General features: G+C 50.1%; 18 protein-coding genes and 1 other annotated feature. Of the genes, 13 read left to right on the forward strand and 5 right to left on the reverse strand.

Annotated elements, in window-relative coordinates; genetic code table 11:
* Nucleotides 1-88 precede the first annotated feature (88 nt).
* The 12 genes from htpX to ihfA all read left to right on the forward strand — a co-directional run bounded on the left by htpX (nucleotide 89) and on the right by ihfA (nucleotide 11,500).
* Nucleotides 89-973 carry a protease HtpX gene (gene htpX, locus Dpoa569_RS08965; protein ID WP_042870740.1) on the forward strand — a complete coding sequence of 295 codons (885 nt, stop codon included), beginning with the start codon at nucleotides 89-91 and terminating at the stop codon, nucleotides 971-973.
* Between the two features lie 239 nt (nucleotides 974-1,212).
* Entirely contained in the window at nucleotides 1,213-2,379 is a 1,167-nt protein-coding gene (gene ogl / locus Dpoa569_RS08970; protein ID WP_042870736.1) for an oligogalacturonate lyase, read from the forward strand.
* Between the two features lie 290 nt (nucleotides 2,380-2,669).
* Nucleotides 2,670-3,461 (forward strand): DNA-binding transcriptional regulator KdgR, encoded by a 792-nt coding sequence (kdgR, locus tag Dpoa569_RS08975; RefSeq protein ID WP_042870733.1) that lies wholly within the window; start codon nucleotides 2,670-2,672, stop codon nucleotides 3,459-3,461.
* A gap of 168 nt (nucleotides 3,462-3,629) precedes the next feature.
* Nucleotides 3,630-3,923 carry a YebO family protein gene (locus Dpoa569_RS08980; protein ID WP_042870731.1) on the forward strand — a complete coding sequence of 98 codons (294 nt, stop codon included), beginning with the start codon at nucleotides 3,630-3,632 and terminating at the stop codon, nucleotides 3,921-3,923.
* 331 nt (nucleotides 3,924-4,254) lie between these two features.
* Entirely contained in the window at nucleotides 4,255-6,183 is a 1,929-nt protein-coding gene (thrS, locus tag Dpoa569_RS08985; protein ID WP_042870729.1) for a threonine--tRNA ligase, read from the forward strand.
* Between the two features lie 3 nt (nucleotides 6,184-6,186).
* The gene (infC, locus tag Dpoa569_RS08990) at nucleotides 6,187-6,729 is read left to right on the forward strand and encodes a translation initiation factor IF-3 (RefSeq protein ID WP_071604303.1); all 543 of its coding nucleotides are present in this window, start codon (nucleotides 6,187-6,189) and stop codon (nucleotides 6,727-6,729) included.
* 96 nt (nucleotides 6,730-6,825) lie between these two features.
* Nucleotides 6,826-7,023, forward strand: coding sequence for a 50S ribosomal protein L35 (gene rpmI, locus Dpoa569_RS08995; RefSeq protein ID WP_012769670.1), 198 nt, complete (start codon nucleotides 6,826-6,828; stop codon nucleotides 7,021-7,023).
* Nucleotides 7,024-7,066: 43 nt separating this feature from the next.
* Nucleotides 7,067-7,423, forward strand: coding sequence for a 50S ribosomal protein L20 (gene rplT, locus Dpoa569_RS09000; RefSeq protein ID WP_012769671.1), 357 nt, complete (start codon nucleotides 7,067-7,069; stop codon nucleotides 7,421-7,423).
* Nucleotides 7,424-7,582: 159 nt separating this feature from the next.
* Nucleotides 7,583-7,706, forward strand: a sequence feature (Phe leader region).
* The gene (gene pheM / locus Dpoa569_RS09005; protein ID WP_128569815.1) at nucleotides 7,588-7,632 is read left to right on the forward strand and encodes a pheST operon leader peptide PheM; all 45 of its coding nucleotides are present in this window, start codon (nucleotides 7,588-7,590) and stop codon (nucleotides 7,630-7,632) included. It overlaps the preceding feature by 45 nt.
* Nucleotides 7,707-7,810: 104 nt before the next feature.
* Nucleotides 7,811-8,794, forward strand: a complete 984-nt coding sequence (gene pheS, locus Dpoa569_RS09010) for a phenylalanine--tRNA ligase subunit alpha (protein WP_042870725.1) — start codon at nucleotides 7,811-7,813, stop codon at nucleotides 8,792-8,794.
* A 15-nt stretch (nucleotides 8,795-8,809) separates the two neighbouring features.
* Nucleotides 8,810-11,197, forward strand: coding sequence for a phenylalanine--tRNA ligase subunit beta (pheT, locus tag Dpoa569_RS09015; protein ID WP_042870723.1), 2,388 nt, complete (start codon nucleotides 8,810-8,812; stop codon nucleotides 11,195-11,197).
* Between the two features lie 3 nt (nucleotides 11,198-11,200).
* Complete coding sequence (gene ihfA, locus Dpoa569_RS09020; RefSeq protein WP_042870720.1) at nucleotides 11,201-11,500, forward strand: integration host factor subunit alpha; 300 nt, start codon at nucleotides 11,201-11,203, stop codon at nucleotides 11,498-11,500.
* Between the two features lie 19 nt (nucleotides 11,501-11,519).
* Here the strand turns inward: ihfA and Dpoa569_RS09025 are convergent, their stop codons facing one another.
* From Dpoa569_RS09025 to nadE, 3 genes are all read right to left on the reverse strand, one after another.
* The gene (locus Dpoa569_RS09025) at nucleotides 11,520-11,927 is read right to left on the reverse strand and encodes a nitrous oxide-stimulated promoter family protein (RefSeq protein ID WP_042870718.1); all 408 of its coding nucleotides are present in this window, start codon (nucleotides 11,925-11,927) and stop codon (nucleotides 11,520-11,522) included.
* Nucleotides 11,928-12,001: 74 nt separating this feature from the next.
* Nucleotides 12,002-12,886, reverse strand: coding sequence for an aromatic amino acid DMT transporter YddG (gene yddG / locus Dpoa569_RS09030; RefSeq protein WP_128569722.1), 885 nt, complete (start codon nucleotides 12,884-12,886; stop codon nucleotides 12,002-12,004).
* A 117-nt stretch (nucleotides 12,887-13,003) separates the two neighbouring features.
* A complete protein-coding gene (gene nadE, locus Dpoa569_RS09035; RefSeq protein ID WP_042870717.1) occupies nucleotides 13,004-13,828 on the reverse strand; it encodes an ammonia-dependent NAD(+) synthetase in 825 nt (274 codons plus the stop codon).
* A gap of 222 nt (nucleotides 13,829-14,050) precedes the next feature.
* Here nadE and osmE point away from each other — a divergent pair, with 222 nt between their 5' ends.
* On the forward strand, nucleotides 14,051-14,380 hold the full coding sequence (gene osmE, locus Dpoa569_RS09040; protein ID WP_042870715.1) for an osmotically-inducible lipoprotein OsmE: 330 nt from the start codon (nucleotides 14,051-14,053) through the stop codon (nucleotides 14,378-14,380).
* 61 nt (nucleotides 14,381-14,441) lie between these two features.
* Here osmE and Dpoa569_RS09045 read toward each other — a convergent pair whose 3' ends face one another.
* Nucleotides 14,442-15,833 carry an L-cystine transporter gene (locus Dpoa569_RS09045; protein ID WP_042870713.1) on the reverse strand — a complete coding sequence of 464 codons (1,392 nt, stop codon included), beginning with the start codon at nucleotides 15,831-15,833 and terminating at the stop codon, nucleotides 14,442-14,444.
* A gap of 153 nt (nucleotides 15,834-15,986) precedes the next feature.
* Nucleotides 15,987-16,565 (reverse strand): metal-dependent hydrolase, encoded by a 579-nt coding sequence (locus tag Dpoa569_RS09050; RefSeq protein ID WP_042870711.1) that lies wholly within the window; start codon nucleotides 16,563-16,565, stop codon nucleotides 15,987-15,989.
* Nucleotides 16,566-16,657 lie beyond the last annotated feature (92 nt).

Raw genomic sequence — 16,657 nt, forward strand, 5'->3', positions numbered from 1 at the left:
GCTTGAAAATGGCAGCGCAACCCATACGATGTGAGTGTTGTAAATACTTTTGTTGCTTTTGCTGAATAATAGAGGATATCTGAATCATATGATGCGTATTGCGCTTTTCCTGCTCACCAACCTGGCGGTGATGGTGGTATTCGGACTGGTGCTCAGTCTGACGGGAGTTCAGCACAACAGCATGGCGGGCTTGATTATCATGGCTGGCGTGTTTGGGTTCGGCGGATCGATAATTTCGCTATTGATGTCTAAATGGATGGCGCTGCGTTCAGTCGGTGGTGAGGTGATTGAACAGCCGCGTAATGAAACCGAACACTGGCTGCTGGAGACAGTGCGCGCTCAGTCTCAGCAGGTGGGAATCGCTATGCCGCAGGTCGCTATCTATCATGCGCCGGATATTAATGCGTTCGCGACAGGCGCTCGTCGTGACAGTTCGTTGGTTGCAGTCAGTACCGGTCTGTTGCAGAACATGAGCCGGGATGAGGCAGAAGCGGTTATTGCTCACGAAATCAGTCATATTGCTAACGGTGACATGGTCACGATGACGTTGGTGCAGGGAGTGGTGAACACCTTTGTAATCTTTATTTCCCGTATTATCGCACAAATTGTTACCAGCTTTCTTTCCGGTAATCGTGATGATAGCGAAGAGAGCAGTAATGGCAATCCACTGATTTATATGGCAGTTTCTATGGTACTGGAGTTGGTGTTTGGTATCCTCGCCAGTATTATCACCATGTGGTTTTCGCGTTATCGTGAGTTCCATGCTGATGCCGGTTCGGCGAAGCTGGTTGGCCGTGAGAAGATGATTGCTGCATTACAGCGACTGAAAACCAGTTATGAACCGCAGGAAGCAAGCAGCATGATGGCATTCTGCATTAACGGTAAATCCAAGTCCCTCAGCGAATTGTTTCTGTCGCATCCGCCGCTGGATAAACGTATTGAAGCGTTGCGTGCAGGCGAGTACCTCAAATAATCATATGACTACGTTAGTTGCAAAGGCCCTGCGGGGCCTTTGTTTTTTCTCGTGGATAATCTGATATTTTGCTGCTGCCAGTGAAAAAAGAAAGAATGTTTTATAAAATAAAATCACGATCACGGAAAAATGAAACGTTGTTTCTACAATGCCAGTATAATAAGGCGATTGATCGGGATGACCGGTATCTTTCATCCTGAGTCGTCTGATTTTTCACGATAAGCGCTAAGGATTTACAGATGGCCAAAGGTAAAAAGCTTTCTTTTACGTTCCATACTTACCAGGATTCAGTCACTGGCACCGAAGTGGTGCGTCTCACTCCGCCTGATGTCATCTGCCACCGCAACTACTTCTATCAGAAGTGTTTTTCCAACGATGGCAGCAAACTGCTGTTTGGTGGCGCCTTTGATGGGCCGTGGAACTATTATTTATTAGACCTTAAGACCCAGCAGGCGACGCAGTTGACCGAAGGTGCCGGCGATAACACGTTTGGTGGCTTTCTATCTCCGGATGACGATGCGCTTTACTATGTGAAGAATGTTCGTAATCTGATGCGCGTTGACCTGAACACACTGGAGGAAACCAATATTTATCAGGTGCCGGATGATTGGGTTGGGTACGGTACCTGGGTTGCTAACTCTGATTGTACCAAGATGGTTGGTATTGAGATTAAGAAAGAGGACTGGAAACCACTGACAGACTGGAAAAAATTCCAGGAATTCTATTTTACTAACCCATGTTGCCGTTTGATTCGCATCGATCTAAAAACCGGCGAAGCCACCACTATTCTGCAGGAAAAACAATGGCTGGGTCACCCCATTTATCGTCCCGGCGATGATAATACCGTGGCTTTTTGTCATGAAGGGCCGCATGATCTGGTTGATGCTCGCATGTGGTTTATCAATGAAGACGGCTCCAATATGCGTAAGGTGAAAGACCATGCACCAGGTGAAAGCTGTACCCATGAGTTCTGGGTACCGAATGGTTCTGCGCTGGCCTATGTTTCTTATCTGAAAGGTAGCACCAATCGGTTTATTTGCAGTGTTGATCCTGTCTCGTTGGAAAATCGTCAACTAACGGAAATGCCGCCGTGTTCTCACTTGATGAGTAATTATGATGGTACGCTGATGGTCGGGGATGGCTGTAATGCGCCGGTGGATGTAAAAGATGACGGTGGTTACAAGATTGAAAACGATCCTTTCCTGTATGTGTTCAACATGAAAACAGGGAAACATTTCCAGGTTGCGCAACACAACACCTCCTGGGAAGTTTTGGAAGGCGACCGCCAGGTTACGCATCCGCATCCATCGTTCACGCCGGATGATAAACATATCCTGTTTACGTCTGACGTCGATGGTAAACCCGCATTGTATCTGGCAAAGGTACCTGATTCGGTTTGGCAATAACAGTCCTGCAACCGTGCCTGTCAAAGGTGCGGTTTTTTCACTTTTATACCCCCAAATAATTCGAGTTGCAGAACAACACGCTAGCGTGTTGAACAACGCACCTGCAACTTGAAGTATGACGGGTATAGAATAATTATTAACCTGGCAGCTCCATTGTTGCCGTGGTTAATATTTGATCGTGTTTTCAGTTGTAGTAATGCTTGATTGCCATATTCAAAGCGTTCCCTTTATACTAAAACAAGTGTTCTATTTTTTTTAAAACAAAAATACTGAGTAGGGTGACCACAAAAATGGCTATTGCAGATTTAGATAAACAACCCGATTCCGTGTCATCAGTCTTAAAAGTTTTTGGTATTTTACAGGCATTGGGCGAAGAGCGTGAAATTGGCATTACGGAACTTTCACAGCGTGTGATGATGTCTAAAAGTACAGTTTATCGTTTCCTGCAGACGATGAAATCTCTGGGGTATGTTGCCCAGGAAGGTGAATCAGAGAAATACTCGCTGACGCTGAAATTGTTTGAATTGGGTGCTAAAGCGCTGCAAAACGTTGATCTTATCCGCAGTGCAGATATTCAGATGCGTGAATTGTCGGCGTTAACGCGTGAAACCATTCATCTCGGTGCGTTGGATGAAGACAGTATCGTCTATATCCATAAAATCGACTCTATGTATAACTTGCGTATGTATTCCCGTATTGGTCGCCGGAATCCGCTACACAGCACGGCAATTGGCAAAGTGCTGTTAGCCTGGCGTGACCGTGAAGAGGTCAAAGAAATTCTGTCTCATGTGGAATTCAAGCGTAGTACTATACACACTATCGGAAATACGGAAGAGTTATTGCCCCTGCTTGACCTGGTGTGCCAGCAGGGATATGGCGAAGACAACGAAGAGCAGGAAGAGGGCTTGCGTTGTATCGCTGTTCCGGTATTTGATCGTTTCGGTGTGGTGATCGCCGGCCTGAGTATTTCTTTCCCGACGATCCGTTTCTCGGAAGAAAATAAGCATGAGTATGTAGCCATGCTGCATACGGCGGCACGCAATATCTCTGATCAAATGGGATATCACGATTACCCATTCTGAAATTGGAATATTTTGGCCGCATTCCGGCTATTAGCCTGTCTCGGCGACAGGCTTTTTTATGGGCTAAACCCGGCATCCAGACGATGAATTGCGGTATGACTGTCGAATTGTCTGGTGGCACAGTGCTAGAATGCGCGCCTGAGTCAGGTTACGTAACAGGTTTTAGACATGAGTAGTTTTGCTTCAGACATGCTGGAAGTGGTTTTTGTCGCACTCATTGTGCTGCTGGTGATTCTGGTTTGGTTTTTTATCAATCGCGCCAGTGTGAGGGCCAATGAACAGATCATGCTGCTGCATGAAATTGTTGAACAACAGAAACAGCAAATTGCGTTATTGCAATCTTTGGTGCCGGTGACAGAGCCGATCCAGCAAGCAGAACCCCAGCTTGAGCAACCCGTACTGACAGAAACCAAAGAAAGCGAAGTTGATGTGTTGTTTAAAGACATGATCCCTGAGCGGTAACTGATCCATGTATCCTGGTATTTCTGTCGAAGAGCGCAGATTAATAGACTATCCCATATCTTACCTACGGTGTTCGCCGCTTGTATTTCTGCCGCCTGTTTTGGCCTGATGGGTGGCATCCCCCGGAGCATGGTGCTACTCTACGCCGTCAGGTTAGCGCGGCTCATCTTGCTGAATTGCACGATGACTGTCGCCATGATGCCTGCAACAGGATGGGATTGATTTAACAATTGTGGGTTAAATCCTTTTCCTCCGACCATCTAAATCAAACGCAATTATCGTTTGCACGTGGGCTTTCGTGTGGCTCACCACTGCAAATAAGGGAATTTACATGCCTGTTATTACGCTTCCTGACGGCAGCCAGCGTCATTATGACCACGCCGTTTCTCCTCTTGATGTCGCACTGGATATCGGTCCTGGCCTGGCGAAAGCGTGTATCGCCGGTCGGGTTAATGGTGAGTTGGTTGACGCTGTCGATGTCATTGAATCTGATGCGCAACTGTCAATCATCACTGCCAAAGATGAAGAAGGGATGGAAATTATTCGCCATTCCTGCGCACATTTGCTGGGACATGCTATCAAGCAATTGTGGCCGGATACCAAAATGGCGATTGGTCCGGTGATCGACAACGGTTTCTATTATGACGTCGATCTGGATCGCACCCTGACGCAGGAAGATTTGGAACTGCTTGAAAAGCGGATGCATGAGCTGGCTGGCAAAGATTACGACGTTATCAAGAAAAAAGTCAGCTGGCAGGAAGCGCGTGATACGTTTACGGCACGTGGCGAAAGCTACAAAGTGGCGATTCTTGATGAAAATATCAGCCATGATGATCGCCCTGGGTTGTACCATCACGAAGAATATATCGATATGTGCCGTGGTCCGCACGTACCGAACATGCGTTTCTGCCATCATTTTAAACTGCAAAAGACCTCCGGTGCCTACTGGCGCGGTGACAGCAAAAACAAAATGCTGCAGCGTATTTATGGCACTGCCTGGGCAGATAAAAAACAGCTGAGCGCCTACCTGCAACGCCTTGAAGAAGCCGCCAAGCGCGATCATCGTAAAATCGGTAAGCAACTAGACCTGTATCATATGCAGGAAGAAGCGCCGGGTATGGTGTTCTGGCACAACGATGGCTGGACGATTTTCCGCGAGCTGGAAGCTTTTGTACGCATGAAGCTCAAAGAGTACCAGTATCAGGAAGTCAAAGGTCCGTTCATGATGGACCGCGTGCTGTGGGAAAAAACTGGGCACTGGGAAAACTATAAAGAGGCCATGTTCACGACGTCATCTGAGAACCGTGAATATTGCGTCAAACCGATGAACTGCCCAGGACATGTGCAGATCTTCAATCAGGGGCTGAAATCTTACCGCGACCTGCCATTGCGTATGGCGGAATTCGGTAGCTGCCACCGCAATGAACCGTCAGGTTCCCTGCACGGTCTGATGCGTGTACGCGGCTTTACGCAGGATGACGCCCATATCTTCTGTACCGAAGAGCAGGTGCGTGATGAGGTAAACAGCTGCATCAAGATGGTGTACGACATGTACAGCACCTTCGGTTTCGAGAAGATCGTGGTGAAACTGTCCACGCGTCCTGAAAAACGTATCGGCAGCGATGACATGTGGGACCGGGCTGAAGAAGACCTTGCTGCTGCATTGACTGAAAACGCTATTCCGTTTGAGTATCAACCGGGTGAGGGGGCGTTCTACGGGCCGAAAATCGAATTTACGTTGCATGATTGTCTGGATCGCGCCTGGCAGTGCGGCACGGTACAGTTGGACTTCTCGTTGCCAGGCCGTTTGAGTGCATCCTATGTCGGCGAGAACAACGAGCGTCAGGTCCCCGTCATGATTCACCGGGCGATACTTGGGTCGATGGAGCGCTTTATCGGGATTTTGACCGAAGAGTTTGCCGGTTTCTTCCCAACCTGGTTGGCACCGGTACAGGCGGTGGTGATGAATATCACTGATAGTCAGTCTGATTATGTCAGCGAATTGACAAGAAAATTGCAGGATGCGGGCATTCGCGTTAAAGCGGACTTGAGAAATGAGAAGATAGGCTTTAAAATCCGCGAGCACACTTTACGGCGTGTTCCCTATATGCTTGTTTGTGGCGATAAAGAGGTAGAGGCTGGCAAAGTAGCTGTCCGTACCCGCCGCGGCAAGGACTTGGGAAGCATGGACGTCAGTGAAGTAATCACGAAGCTGCAGGAAGAAATTCGCAGCCGTAGTCTTCATCAGTTGGAGGAATAAGGTATTAAAGGCGGAAAACGAGTTCAACCGGCGCGTCCTAATCGCATCAACAGAGAAATTCGCGCACAAGAGGTACGTCTGACGGGCGTTGATGGCGAACAGATCGGTATTGTCAGCCTGAATGAAGCGTTAGAGAAAGCTGAGGAAGCAGGTGTTGATTTAGTTGAAATCAGCCCGAACGCCGAGCCGCCGGTTTGCCGAATCATGGATTACGGCAAGTTCCTCTATGAGAAGAGTAAGGCTACTAAAGAGCAGAAAAAGAAACAAAAAGTTATTCAGGTCAAGGAAATTAAATTCCGGCCTGGTACCGATGATGGCGACTATCAGGTCAAACTACGCAACCTGATTCGCTTTCTGGAAGATGGTGACAAAGCCAAAATCACACTGCGTTTCCGTGGTCGTGAAATGGCTCACCAGCAGATCGGCATCGAAATGCTTAATCGCATTCGTGATGATCTGAATGAATTGTCTGTCGTCGAGTCGTTCCCTACCAAGATCGAAGGGCGTCAGATGATTATGGTGCTGGCACCGAAGAAGAAACAGTAAGGCATCCAAGTAACACACTCCGCGCTGCCTTCGCGTAGCGCGGTTTTTGTTCGCCTTGTCTGATTCATTGTTTAACAATGCGAAGTGGAAATAACAATGCCAAAGATTAAAACTGTACGTGGCGCCGCTAAACGCTTCAAGAAAACCGCCAGCGGTGGTTTCAAGCGTAAGCATGCTAACCTGCGTCATATTCTGACCAAAAAAGCGACTAAACGTAAACGTCACCTGCGTCCAAAAGCCATGGTTTCCAAAGGCGATCTGGGCCTGGTTGCAGCATGTCTGCCTTACGCATAAGTAACTTTTTTTAACTCAGAATTAAGACTTTAGGAGAGAGCATATGGCTCGCGTAAAACGTGGTGTGGTTGCTCGTGCACGTCACAAAAAGATCCTGAAACAAGCGAAAGGTTACTACGGTGCCCGTTCGCGCGTTTATCGTGTTGCCTTCCAGGCAGTAATCAAAGCTGGTCAGTACGCTTACCGTGACCGTCGTCAGCGTAAGCGTCAGTTCCGCCAGCTGTGGATTGCACGTATCAATGCAGCAGCCCGCCAGAATGGCTTGTCTTACAGCAAATTCATCAATGGCCTGAAAAAAGCCTCTGTTGAAATTGACCGTAAGATTCTGGCTGACATCGCCGTATTCGACAAAGTAGCGTTCAGCGCGCTGGTTGAAAAAGCGAAATCAGCTCTGGCGTAAGTCAGATGAGAGAGGGAGCTTGTCTCCCTCTTTTCGTCTCTGATGCCAGTTGATAGCGGATAATGTTGCTCAATCGCGGATGAAAAGCTTTCAGAATGAGCGAAATTGGTATATTGTCAACAGGTTAGCCAGGCAACGACGACGACAAATAAGGTAACGCAAGTATGAATTCTGCTATTTTCCGTTTCTTTTTTTACTTTAGCGCCTGAAATTCGGGGGCTTTGCGCGTAAGAACAGAAACGAAAAGTAGCGCCTAAGCCTCCTCTGTGGAGGCTTTTTTATTGGTTCAGATATCTGAATCCATAGATCTAGTAACGTTTGGCGTACTGAAAATCGTATCTTTCCAATCATGATTGTCGGCCATACAGGCAGAAGAAGAGGAATGCAATGCAACATCTCGCAGAACTGGTTGCTAAAGCCAGAGCAGCCATAGAACAGGCTGGAGACGTCGCCGCACTGGAAAATGTGCGCGTTGAGTTTCTGGGCAAAAAAGGTCACTTAACCCTTCAGATGACCTCGCTGCGCGAGCTGCCTGCTGAAGAACGTCCTGCCGCTGGGGCGGTTATCAATCAGGCGAAACAGGAAGTACAGGATGCCCTGAATGCGCGTAAGCAGACGCTGGAAAGTGCTGAACTGAATGCTCGACTGGCAGCAGAAACCATTGATGTCTCATTGCCGGGTAGAACCATGGAGAATGGTGGTCTGCATCCGATTACTCGTACTATCGAGCGCATTGAATCCTTCTTTGGCGAACTGGGCTTTGCCGTAGCGTCAGGTCCGGAAATCGAAGACGACTACCATAACTTCGATGCGCTGAATATTCCGGGCCACCATCCGGCGCGTGCCGATCATGACACCTTCTGGTTCGATGCTACCCGCTTGCTGCGTACGCAGACTTCCGGTGTGCAGATTCGCACCATGAAAAAACAGCCGCCGCCGATTCGCATCATCGCGCCAGGACGTGTTTACCGTAACGATTATGATCAGACGCATACCCCGATGTTCCATCAGATGGAAGGGCTGATCGTGGATAAAAACATCAGCTTCACCAACTTAAAGGGAACGTTGCACGATTTCCTGCGCAATTTCTTTGAGGAAGATTTGCAGGTGCGTTTCCGCCCGTCCTACTTCCCGTTTACTGAACCCTCAGCTGAAGTGGATGTGATGGGTAAAAACGGCAAATGGCTTGAAGTGCTGGGATGCGGCATGGTGCATCCAAACGTGTTGCGTAATGTCGGCATCGACCCGGAAGTGTATTCCGGTTTTGCGTTCGGTATGGGGATGGAACGCCTGACCATGCTGCGCTACGGTGTGACGGATTTACGCGCCTTCTTCGAAAACGATTTACGCTTCCTCAAACAGTTTAAATAAGGCAGGAATATCAAGATGAAATTCAGTGAACTCTGGTTACGGGAATGGGTTAACCCAGCCATCAGCAGCGATGCCTTATCTGAACAAATTACCATGGCTGGCCTGGAAGTGGATGGCGTTGAACCGATAGCTGGCACGTTCCATGGCGTGGTCGTTGGGGAAGTGGTGGAGTGCGCACAGCATCCGAATGCGGATAAATTGCGTGTGACTAAAGTCAACGTGGGCGGTGAACGATTGCTGGATATCGTCTGCGGCGCGCCTAATTGCCGGCAGGGACTTAAAGTCGCGGTGGCGACTGTAGGGGCGGTTTTGCCGGGCGATTTCAAGATCAAGGCGGCTAAGTTGCGTGGTGAACCGTCTGAAGGGATGTTGTGCTCTTTCTCCGAACTGGGCATTTCCGACGATCACAGCGGGATTATCGAATTACCGTCCGATGCACCGTTAGGCACTGATATCCGCGAATACCTGAAACTCGATGACAATACCATTGAGATCAGCGTGACGCCGAACCGTGCTGATTGCCTCGGCATTTTGGGTGTCGCTCGTGACGTTGCGGTACTGAATGAACTGGTGTTGACCGCACCGGCGATTGAACCAGTGGCTGTGACTACTGCCGACCGTTTCCCGATTCAGGTGGAAGCGAGCGAAGCGTGCCCACGCTATCTGGGCCGGGTGGTTAAGGGTATCAACGTCAAGGCGGCTACGCCGCTGTGGATGCGCGAAAAACTGCGTCGCTGCGGCATTCGCTCCATCGATCCTGTAGTGGATGTGACCAACTACGTGTTGTTGGAGCTGGGACAGCCGATGCACGCGTTTGATCTCAGCCGTCTTGAAGGTGGCGTTGTGGTGCGCATGGCGAAGGAGGGGGAAACCCTGCGCCTGCTGGACGGTACTGACGCGACCCTGAGTGCCGATACGTTGGTGATTGCCGATCATCAGAAAGCACTGGCTATGGGCGGCATCTTCGGCGGCGAACATTCTGGTGTGAATGGTGAAACGCAGGATGTACTGCTGGAATGTGCTTATTTTAATCCGCTGTCGATCACCGGGCGTGCACGCCGCTACGGTTTGCACACTGATGCATCGCATCGTTATGAACGTGGCGTTGACCCGGCATTGCAGCATCAGGCGATTGAACGTGCGACCCGCCTGTTACTGGATATTTGCGGCGGTGATGCCGGCCCGGTAGTGGACGTGACCAGTGAGAAAGATTTGCCGGCCCGTGCAACAATCGCGTTACGCCGTGACAAGCTGGATCGGTTGATCGGTCATGTGATTTCCGACGATAAAGTCAGCGATATTCTTAATCGCCTGGGGTGCCAGGTAACCAAAACCGCCGATGGCTGGCAGGCGCTGGCGCCGAGCTGGCGTTTCGATATGGCTATCGAGGAAGATTTGGTGGAAGAGGTCGCCCGTGTTTACGGCTACAACAACATTCCGAATATTCCTACTCATGCGCCGCTGAAGATGACGCAACATCGCGAAGCAGACCTCACACTTAAACGTGTGAAAACGCTGCTGGTGGATCGCGGTTTTCAGGAAGCGATCACATACAGCTTCGTTGACCCTAAAATTCAGTCGCTGATTCATCCCGGTGAAGAGGCGTTGATTCTACCGAGCCCGATTTCGGTAGAAATGTCCGCTATGCGCCTGTCTCTGTGGAGTGGGTTGTTGGGGGCTGTGGTGTATAACCAGAACCGTCAACAAAGCCGTCTGCGTGTGTTTGAGAGCGGTTTACGCTTTGTTCCAGACCAGAGCGCTGACTTGGGCGTGCGTCAGGAAACCATGCTGGCAGGGGTCATCACGGGAACTCGCTACGAAGAACATTGGGATCTGGCGCGCCAGACGGTTGACTTCTATGATTTAAAAGGCGATTTGGAAGCTGTATTGGCATTGACCGGGAAACTGTCTGCGCTTGAGTTTCGGGCTGAAAGTCATTCCGCGCTGCATCCAGGACAAGCTGCGGCCATTTATCTGGCAGATGAGCGCATCGGCTATATCGGTGTGATTCACCCGGAATTGGAGCGCAAACTGGACCTGAATGGGCGTACCGTAGTGTTTGAAGTACTGTGGGACAAGGTTGCTGAGCGCGTGGTGCCTGAGGCCGCAGATATTTCTCGTTTCCCGGCGAATCGCCGTGATATTGCTGTCGTGGTGGCTGAAAGCGTACCTGCGGGCGACGTTTTGGCTGAATGCAAGAAAGTTGGCGCAAATCAGCTAGTTGGCGTAAACTTATTTGACGTGTACCGGGGCAAGGGCGTAGCTGAAGGATATAAGAGTCTGGCTATTAGTCTGGTATTGCAGGATACCGCTCGTACACTGGCAGAAGAGGAAATTGCCGCTACCGTTGCGCAATGCGTAGCAGCACTAAAACAGCGATTCCAAGCATCCTTGAGGGATTAACCTATGGCGCTTACTAAAGCTGAAATGTCTGAATACCTGTTTGAAAAGCTTGGGCTCAGCAAACGGGATGCCAAAGAGCTCGTCGAGTTGTTTTTCGAAGAAGTTCGACGCGCTCTGGAAAATGGTGAACAGGTCAAGTTGTCGGGGTTTGGCAATTTTGATTTGCGAGACAAAAACCAGCGCCCAGGGCGCAACCCAAAAACCGGCCAGGATATTCCGATTACCGCTCGCCGGGTTGTCACGTTCCGTCCAGGGCAGAAATTGAAGAGTCGGGTGGAGAACGCCTCACCCAAAGTGTCGTGATTTGACAAAAAAGGCCGCATTAGCGGCCTTTTTCTTTTATGGAATCGTCTGAAAGTGGAGTGGACGGTTCGGCCATTTTTCTTGCGCACGGACGTTGCGGCACGGCAGGCACGGGTTTGCGATCATCCAGCAGGTGTCGGATAGCCAATATCGGATGGTACAGCAGCATTCTGGGGCCAGCCCAGCGCATAACGGCTTTGATGGCTTCCCGCTTGGCGGGCTGATAGCAATGGATCTGGCACTGCTTGCAGGCTGGTTTGCTGTCTCCGTAATAGCATTTTTGCAGCCGGTTCAATGCGTAATCCTGTAGCCTGACATAATAATCCGCATCATCAGCAGGGGCTGGAAATGCCCGTTCATACAATGTGATCATTGCCTGAATGGTAAGGCTTTCCCGGTGAATCCGTTTGCCGGAGGAAGAGGACATCGTGGCACTCCCATGACGATTTTTAAATCGCATGATATATGCAATTTAATGTGAAAACCTTGTCCTGAAGCAGCTTAACGTGTGGCCAACCAGGACAACAGTGACCCCAGTGTTACCATGACTACACCTTGCCAGAAAGCGAGTGTAGGGGTAGTTTGCAGCCAGATTGCGGCCATCAGTGTCGTCAGTACTGGCGTAAAGTAAGACGCTGTGGCCAGTAACGTCATGTTACCGCGCTGAATACCCGTATCCCACGCGGCATAGGCCAGAGCGGTTGAGCCACCGATGAACAACAACTCCAGCAGGGTTCGTGCCGAAAAGGCGAAAACCGGAGCATCACTGAGCAGATATTGTCCCCACAATACGGCGGCAGTGGTGATGAAAAACAACAGTATGCCGCTTTTTCCATTGCCGAAACGGCGTGAGATATTGCAGTAAAGTGCCCAGACCAGCGCGGCGATCAGCGCCATGCTATAGGCCAGCGGATTGGCACTGATGTTTTGCCACATCTGTGCAGGCGTCCAGTCGCCATTGCCTTTCAGAATCCATAGAATCCCGGTTATCGATAAGGCAAGGCCTGGCCACAACCACAACAGGCTTTTTTGTTGGTTAATAAAGAGTGAGAACAGAATAGTCAGGCAGGGCCACAGATAATTGATCATCCCCAGCTCCATCGCCTGCATTCGGTTTTGTGCCAGCCCAATCGACAACGAGAAGCAAATTTCGTAGCTGACAAACAAAGCACCGCCGAGCAGCAGGTAAATCCTGGCATGGGAACGAAAGGTGGGACGATGTCCGACCAGCAGCAGGCAGAGCGCGCTGGTGGTATAAATCATAGCAGCGCCGCCTAACGCGCCCAGTGCTTCAGTCAGGCTGCGAATCAGACCAACCGAGGTACTCCAGAGTATGATCGCCAGCAGTCCGGCCAGTGTGGCGCGATAAGGGGTTATGAGTATCATCAATGATTATTGGCTATGGCGTTATGGGAAAACAGACAGATGCCGGATGGCATCTGTCTGAAGGGATTAAAGCTATAACAGGGATTAAAGCTGCAACACGGTTATCAACGCAAAAGATTACCGCCAGAAATCGTCAAAGACGGTAATAGGCGGTCGGCGTTTGTGCTCGGTTTTACGATACCAGCTTTCGATAATGGCGGCATCGATGGGATCAAGCTGTTTGCCTTCCAGATAATCGTCGATTTTTTCGTAGGTGATACCCAGCGCGACCTCATCCGGCAGAGAGGGGCGATCATCCTCCAGGTCTGCTGTTGGTGCCTTGGTGTAAAGGTGAGATGGGCAACCCAGCAGGCTGAGCAAGGCTTTTCCCTGTCGTTTGTTGAGGCGGAAAATCGGATTGATGTCAGTACCGCCATCACCGTATTTGGTGAAAAAGCCGGTGACGGCTTCTGCTGCGTGATCGGTACCTACAACCAGACCGGCGTTCATGCCTGCGATACTGTACTGGGCTTTCATGCGCTCGCGTGCTTTTTCATTGCCCTTAACGAAGTCAGACAATTCAATGCCGATGGCGCGCAGCGTCGCTTCACTGGCATCCACCGCCGGTTTGATGTTAACAGTTAGCACCTGATCCGGCTGGATAAATTGGATGGCGTCCTGACAGTCTTGTTCATCAGCCTGTACGCCATACGGCAAACGCACTGCGATGAACCGGTACTCGGCTTTGCCTGTTTCCTGGCGCAATTCGGTGATCGCTGTCTGGCATAGTTTGCCCGTCAGCGTTGAATCCTGTCCGCCACTGAGTCCCAGAACCAGGCTTTTGACGAATGGGTGTGCTTTCAGATAATTCTTTAAAAAATCAACACTCACCCGAACTTCCTGCGCCGGATCGATGGTGCTTTTCACCCCTAGCGCCTGAATGATTTCTCGTTGTAATGACATCTCCACCCCCTGAACTTATTGATGTGCCAGAACAATTGTTCACATCGCCAAAGAGTAACGTTAATTCCGATGGAACAAAAGAACAATAAGAAGCCGGTGGTTTTACATCACACCGAGGGGCTTTTTCGTCAACGAGTAGTCTGTTGAATGACAACCATTGATTTGAAAAAACCGTTGCGGCTGTCTAGTCTTAGCAACACCGATAGCGAATGAGGTAATAGCATGAAGAAAAAACGTTTATTCATGTATATCGCTGCAAGTGCACTGCTGCTTTCCGGGTGTATGGTTTATGATCGTGCAGAGAATTTCTTCACTAAACCTGTAGTGAAGGATGTGAAAAAAGGCATGAGCCAGCAGGAAGTGAATCGGATTGCCGGACCCGCATCGACGCAAGCCACAATGCTTCATGCACGGGGAACCTGTAATACCTATGTGTTAGGCACTCATGACGGTAAGATTCAGTACTACTTCGTCAGCTTTGATGAAACAGGTCATGTGTTGAACAAGGGATTCCAGAGTTGTCAGGAATACGACACCAATCCAAAATTCTGACTGAAAATAGAAATGCCGGAGTGGGAAACTGCTCCGGCATTTTTTATGACTGATAAGGGAACTAACGATGCGTTAACGCCGCATCATCATCCCGGTTGAACACTGCTTTATCGGTCTGTTTTAACCACTGGCTGGTAAGGGTGCCGGCTGTCATCGAGCCGCTGACATTGAGTGCAGTGCGGCCCATATCAATGAGCGGTTCAATTGAAATCAGCAACGCGACCAGCGTCACCGGCAAACCCATGGCCGGCAGGACAATTAACGCGGCGAAGGTGGCACCACCACCAACACCCGCCACACCGGCTGAGCTGAGGGTCACAATACCTGCCAGAGTGGCAATCCACATCGGGTCCCACGGATTGATGCCTACCGTTGGCGCAACCATGACCGCCAGCATCGCGGGGTACAATCCGGCGCAGCCGTTCTGGCCGATGGTAGTGCCAAAGGAGGCGGCAAAGCTGGCGATGGATTCCGGCACGCCGATACGGCGTGTCTGGGCTTCGATATTCAGCGGAATGGTAGCGGCGCTGGAGCGGCTGGTGAAGGCAAAACTCAGCACTGGCCAGACCTTGCGATAGAAACGGGCCGGGTTTACGCCAGCCAGCGCCAGCAACAGGGCATGAACGCCAAACATTAATGCCAAACCAAGGTAGGACGCCACGACAAAGCTGCCGAGTTTGAGGATGTCCTGCAGGTTGGAGCTGGCGACCATTTTGGTCATCAGCGCCATAACGCCATAAGGCGTGAGACGCATGACCAAACGAACCAGCTTCATCACCCAGGATTGCAGCGTATCAATAGCCGTTAATACACGCTCGCCTTTTACCACATCGTCCTTCAGCAACTGAAGGGCGGCAATGCCGAGAAACGCGGCGAAAATCACTACGCTGATGATCGAGGTTGGGTTAGCACCGGTCAGGTCGGCAAACGGATTTTTAGGGATAAACGACAGCAGCAGCTGTGGTACGTTCAGGTCTGCAACTTTGCCAACATAACTACTTTGAATTGCAGATAACCGGGCGGTTTCCTGTGCACCCTGTATCAACCCTGACGCGGTAAGCCCAAACAGATTGGTCACAAAGATACCGATTAAGGCGGCGATAAGCGTAGTAAACAGCAAGGTGCCAAGCGCAAGCAGACTGATTTTCCCCAGTGATGAGGCGTTATGCAGTCGGGCGACTGAGTTGAGAATGGATACAAATACCAGCGGCATTACAATCATCTGTAGCAATTGCACATAGCCATTGCCGACGATGTTGAACCAGGAGATAGATTGTTTGACGACAGGATTGTCATCGCCATAAATCAGATGTAATACCAGACCGAACAGAACGCCGGTAAGCAGACCCAGCAGCACTTTTCTGGACAGGCTCCAGCTTTTATTACCGCCATACCCTAGTGTGAAAAGCAGTACAGCAAACACAACTACATTTATTATCAGGGGAATATTCATCCCACGACTCCTTTTTTAATGACCATGGCCGCCACGGTTAATTAAAGAAACGTGACCAGCGTAGTCGTAGCATAACAGGTCTGCTATATCGCAGTTATATAGAGATGAAGCACATTGTTAGAGCGAAATGGAATAACTCCGGCAGGTGTTGAGTCAACGAGTCAGTAGCTGGTGCAACTGCTGGTTGATCTGCTGTAGCCACCGTGCGGGTTCGCCATAATGCCAGGATTCGAGCGGTTGTTGCGGTTGCCAGAGCATAAACAGAATCAACCCCAGGCATAGCAGTCGCTCCAGTTGATTCCCTTTGTCGCTATTAAGGATGGGCAGACGAAAACGCCAGCGACAAGGCCATAACAGCGGCACACCTGCGGTGGTCAGCATATCGGCAACAATGTGGCTCAAATAGCCGACGATCATGGCGTGATAGACATCGCCCGGTAATGGCCAACCTGCCGGTAGTCGGGTGCGGATGATATAGATACCGATAAATATCGCCAGCAAACTGTGCGTGAAACCGCGATGACCACACAGCCTGGCAATCGGTACGGAAATCCATTTCAGGCGCTGGCCCAGGATAGACTTCGGGTGGTCGATATCGGGTAACAGGGCAGTCAGCATAGCAGCGGGGATGATGTGCCACCAGTCGCCTGTTGCCAGAGCGGGCGATAATTCTGCTTTTTTGGCGAAGATTGCGCTGGCTACGGCAAACAGGAGGTGTCCTTCCGCGGTCATGAAACATCTCAAAAACTGTCATTTTATACAGTATAAAAGATTGTCGTGAATGAGGAAAGGTGTGACGCTGTAACCAGTTATTTTTTATCCGA

It is taken from the genome of Dickeya poaceiphila (assembly GCF_007858975.2).
GTDB lineage: Bacteria > Pseudomonadota > Gammaproteobacteria > Enterobacterales > Enterobacteriaceae > Dickeya > Dickeya poaceiphila.

Coding starts and splice junctions, on each gene's coding strand:
- htpX (WP_042870740.1), top strand. CDS start 89: ATGATGCGTATTGCGCTTTTCCTGCTCACCAACCTGGCGGTGATGGTG.
- ogl (WP_042870736.1), top strand. CDS start 1,213: ATGGCCAAAGGTAAAAAGCTTTCTTTTACGTTCCATACTTACCAGGAT.
- kdgR (WP_042870733.1), top strand. CDS start 2,670: ATGGCTATTGCAGATTTAGATAAACAACCCGATTCCGTGTCATCAGTC.
- Dpoa569_RS08980 (WP_042870731.1), top strand. CDS start 3,630: ATGAGTAGTTTTGCTTCAGACATGCTGGAAGTGGTTTTTGTCGCACTC.
- thrS (WP_042870729.1), top strand. CDS start 4,255: ATGCCTGTTATTACGCTTCCTGACGGCAGCCAGCGTCATTATGACCAC.
- rpmI (WP_012769670.1), top strand. CDS start 6,826: ATGCCAAAGATTAAAACTGTACGTGGCGCCGCTAAACGCTTCAAGAAA.
- rplT (WP_012769671.1), top strand. CDS start 7,067: ATGGCTCGCGTAAAACGTGGTGTGGTTGCTCGTGCACGTCACAAAAAG.
- pheS (WP_042870725.1), top strand. CDS start 7,811: ATGCAACATCTCGCAGAACTGGTTGCTAAAGCCAGAGCAGCCATAGAA.
- pheT (WP_042870723.1), top strand. CDS start 8,810: ATGAAATTCAGTGAACTCTGGTTACGGGAATGGGTTAACCCAGCCATC.
- ihfA (WP_042870720.1), top strand. CDS start 11,201: ATGGCGCTTACTAAAGCTGAAATGTCTGAATACCTGTTTGAAAAGCTT.
- Dpoa569_RS09025 (WP_042870718.1), bottom strand. CDS start 11,927: ATGTCCTCTTCCTCCGGCAAACGGATTCACCGGGAAAGCCTTACCATT.
- yddG (WP_128569722.1), bottom strand. CDS start 12,886: ATGATACTCATAACCCCTTATCGCGCCACACTGGCCGGACTGCTGGCG.
- nadE (WP_042870717.1), bottom strand. CDS start 13,828: ATGTCATTACAACGAGAAATCATTCAGGCGCTAGGGGTGAAAAGCACC.
- osmE (WP_042870715.1), top strand. CDS start 14,051: ATGAAGAAAAAACGTTTATTCATGTATATCGCTGCAAGTGCACTGCTG.
- Dpoa569_RS09045 (WP_042870713.1), bottom strand. CDS start 15,833: ATGAATATTCCCCTGATAATAAATGTAGTTGTGTTTGCTGTACTGCTT.
- Dpoa569_RS09050 (WP_042870711.1), bottom strand. CDS start 16,565: ATGACCGCGGAAGGACACCTCCTGTTTGCCGTAGCCAGCGCAATCTTC.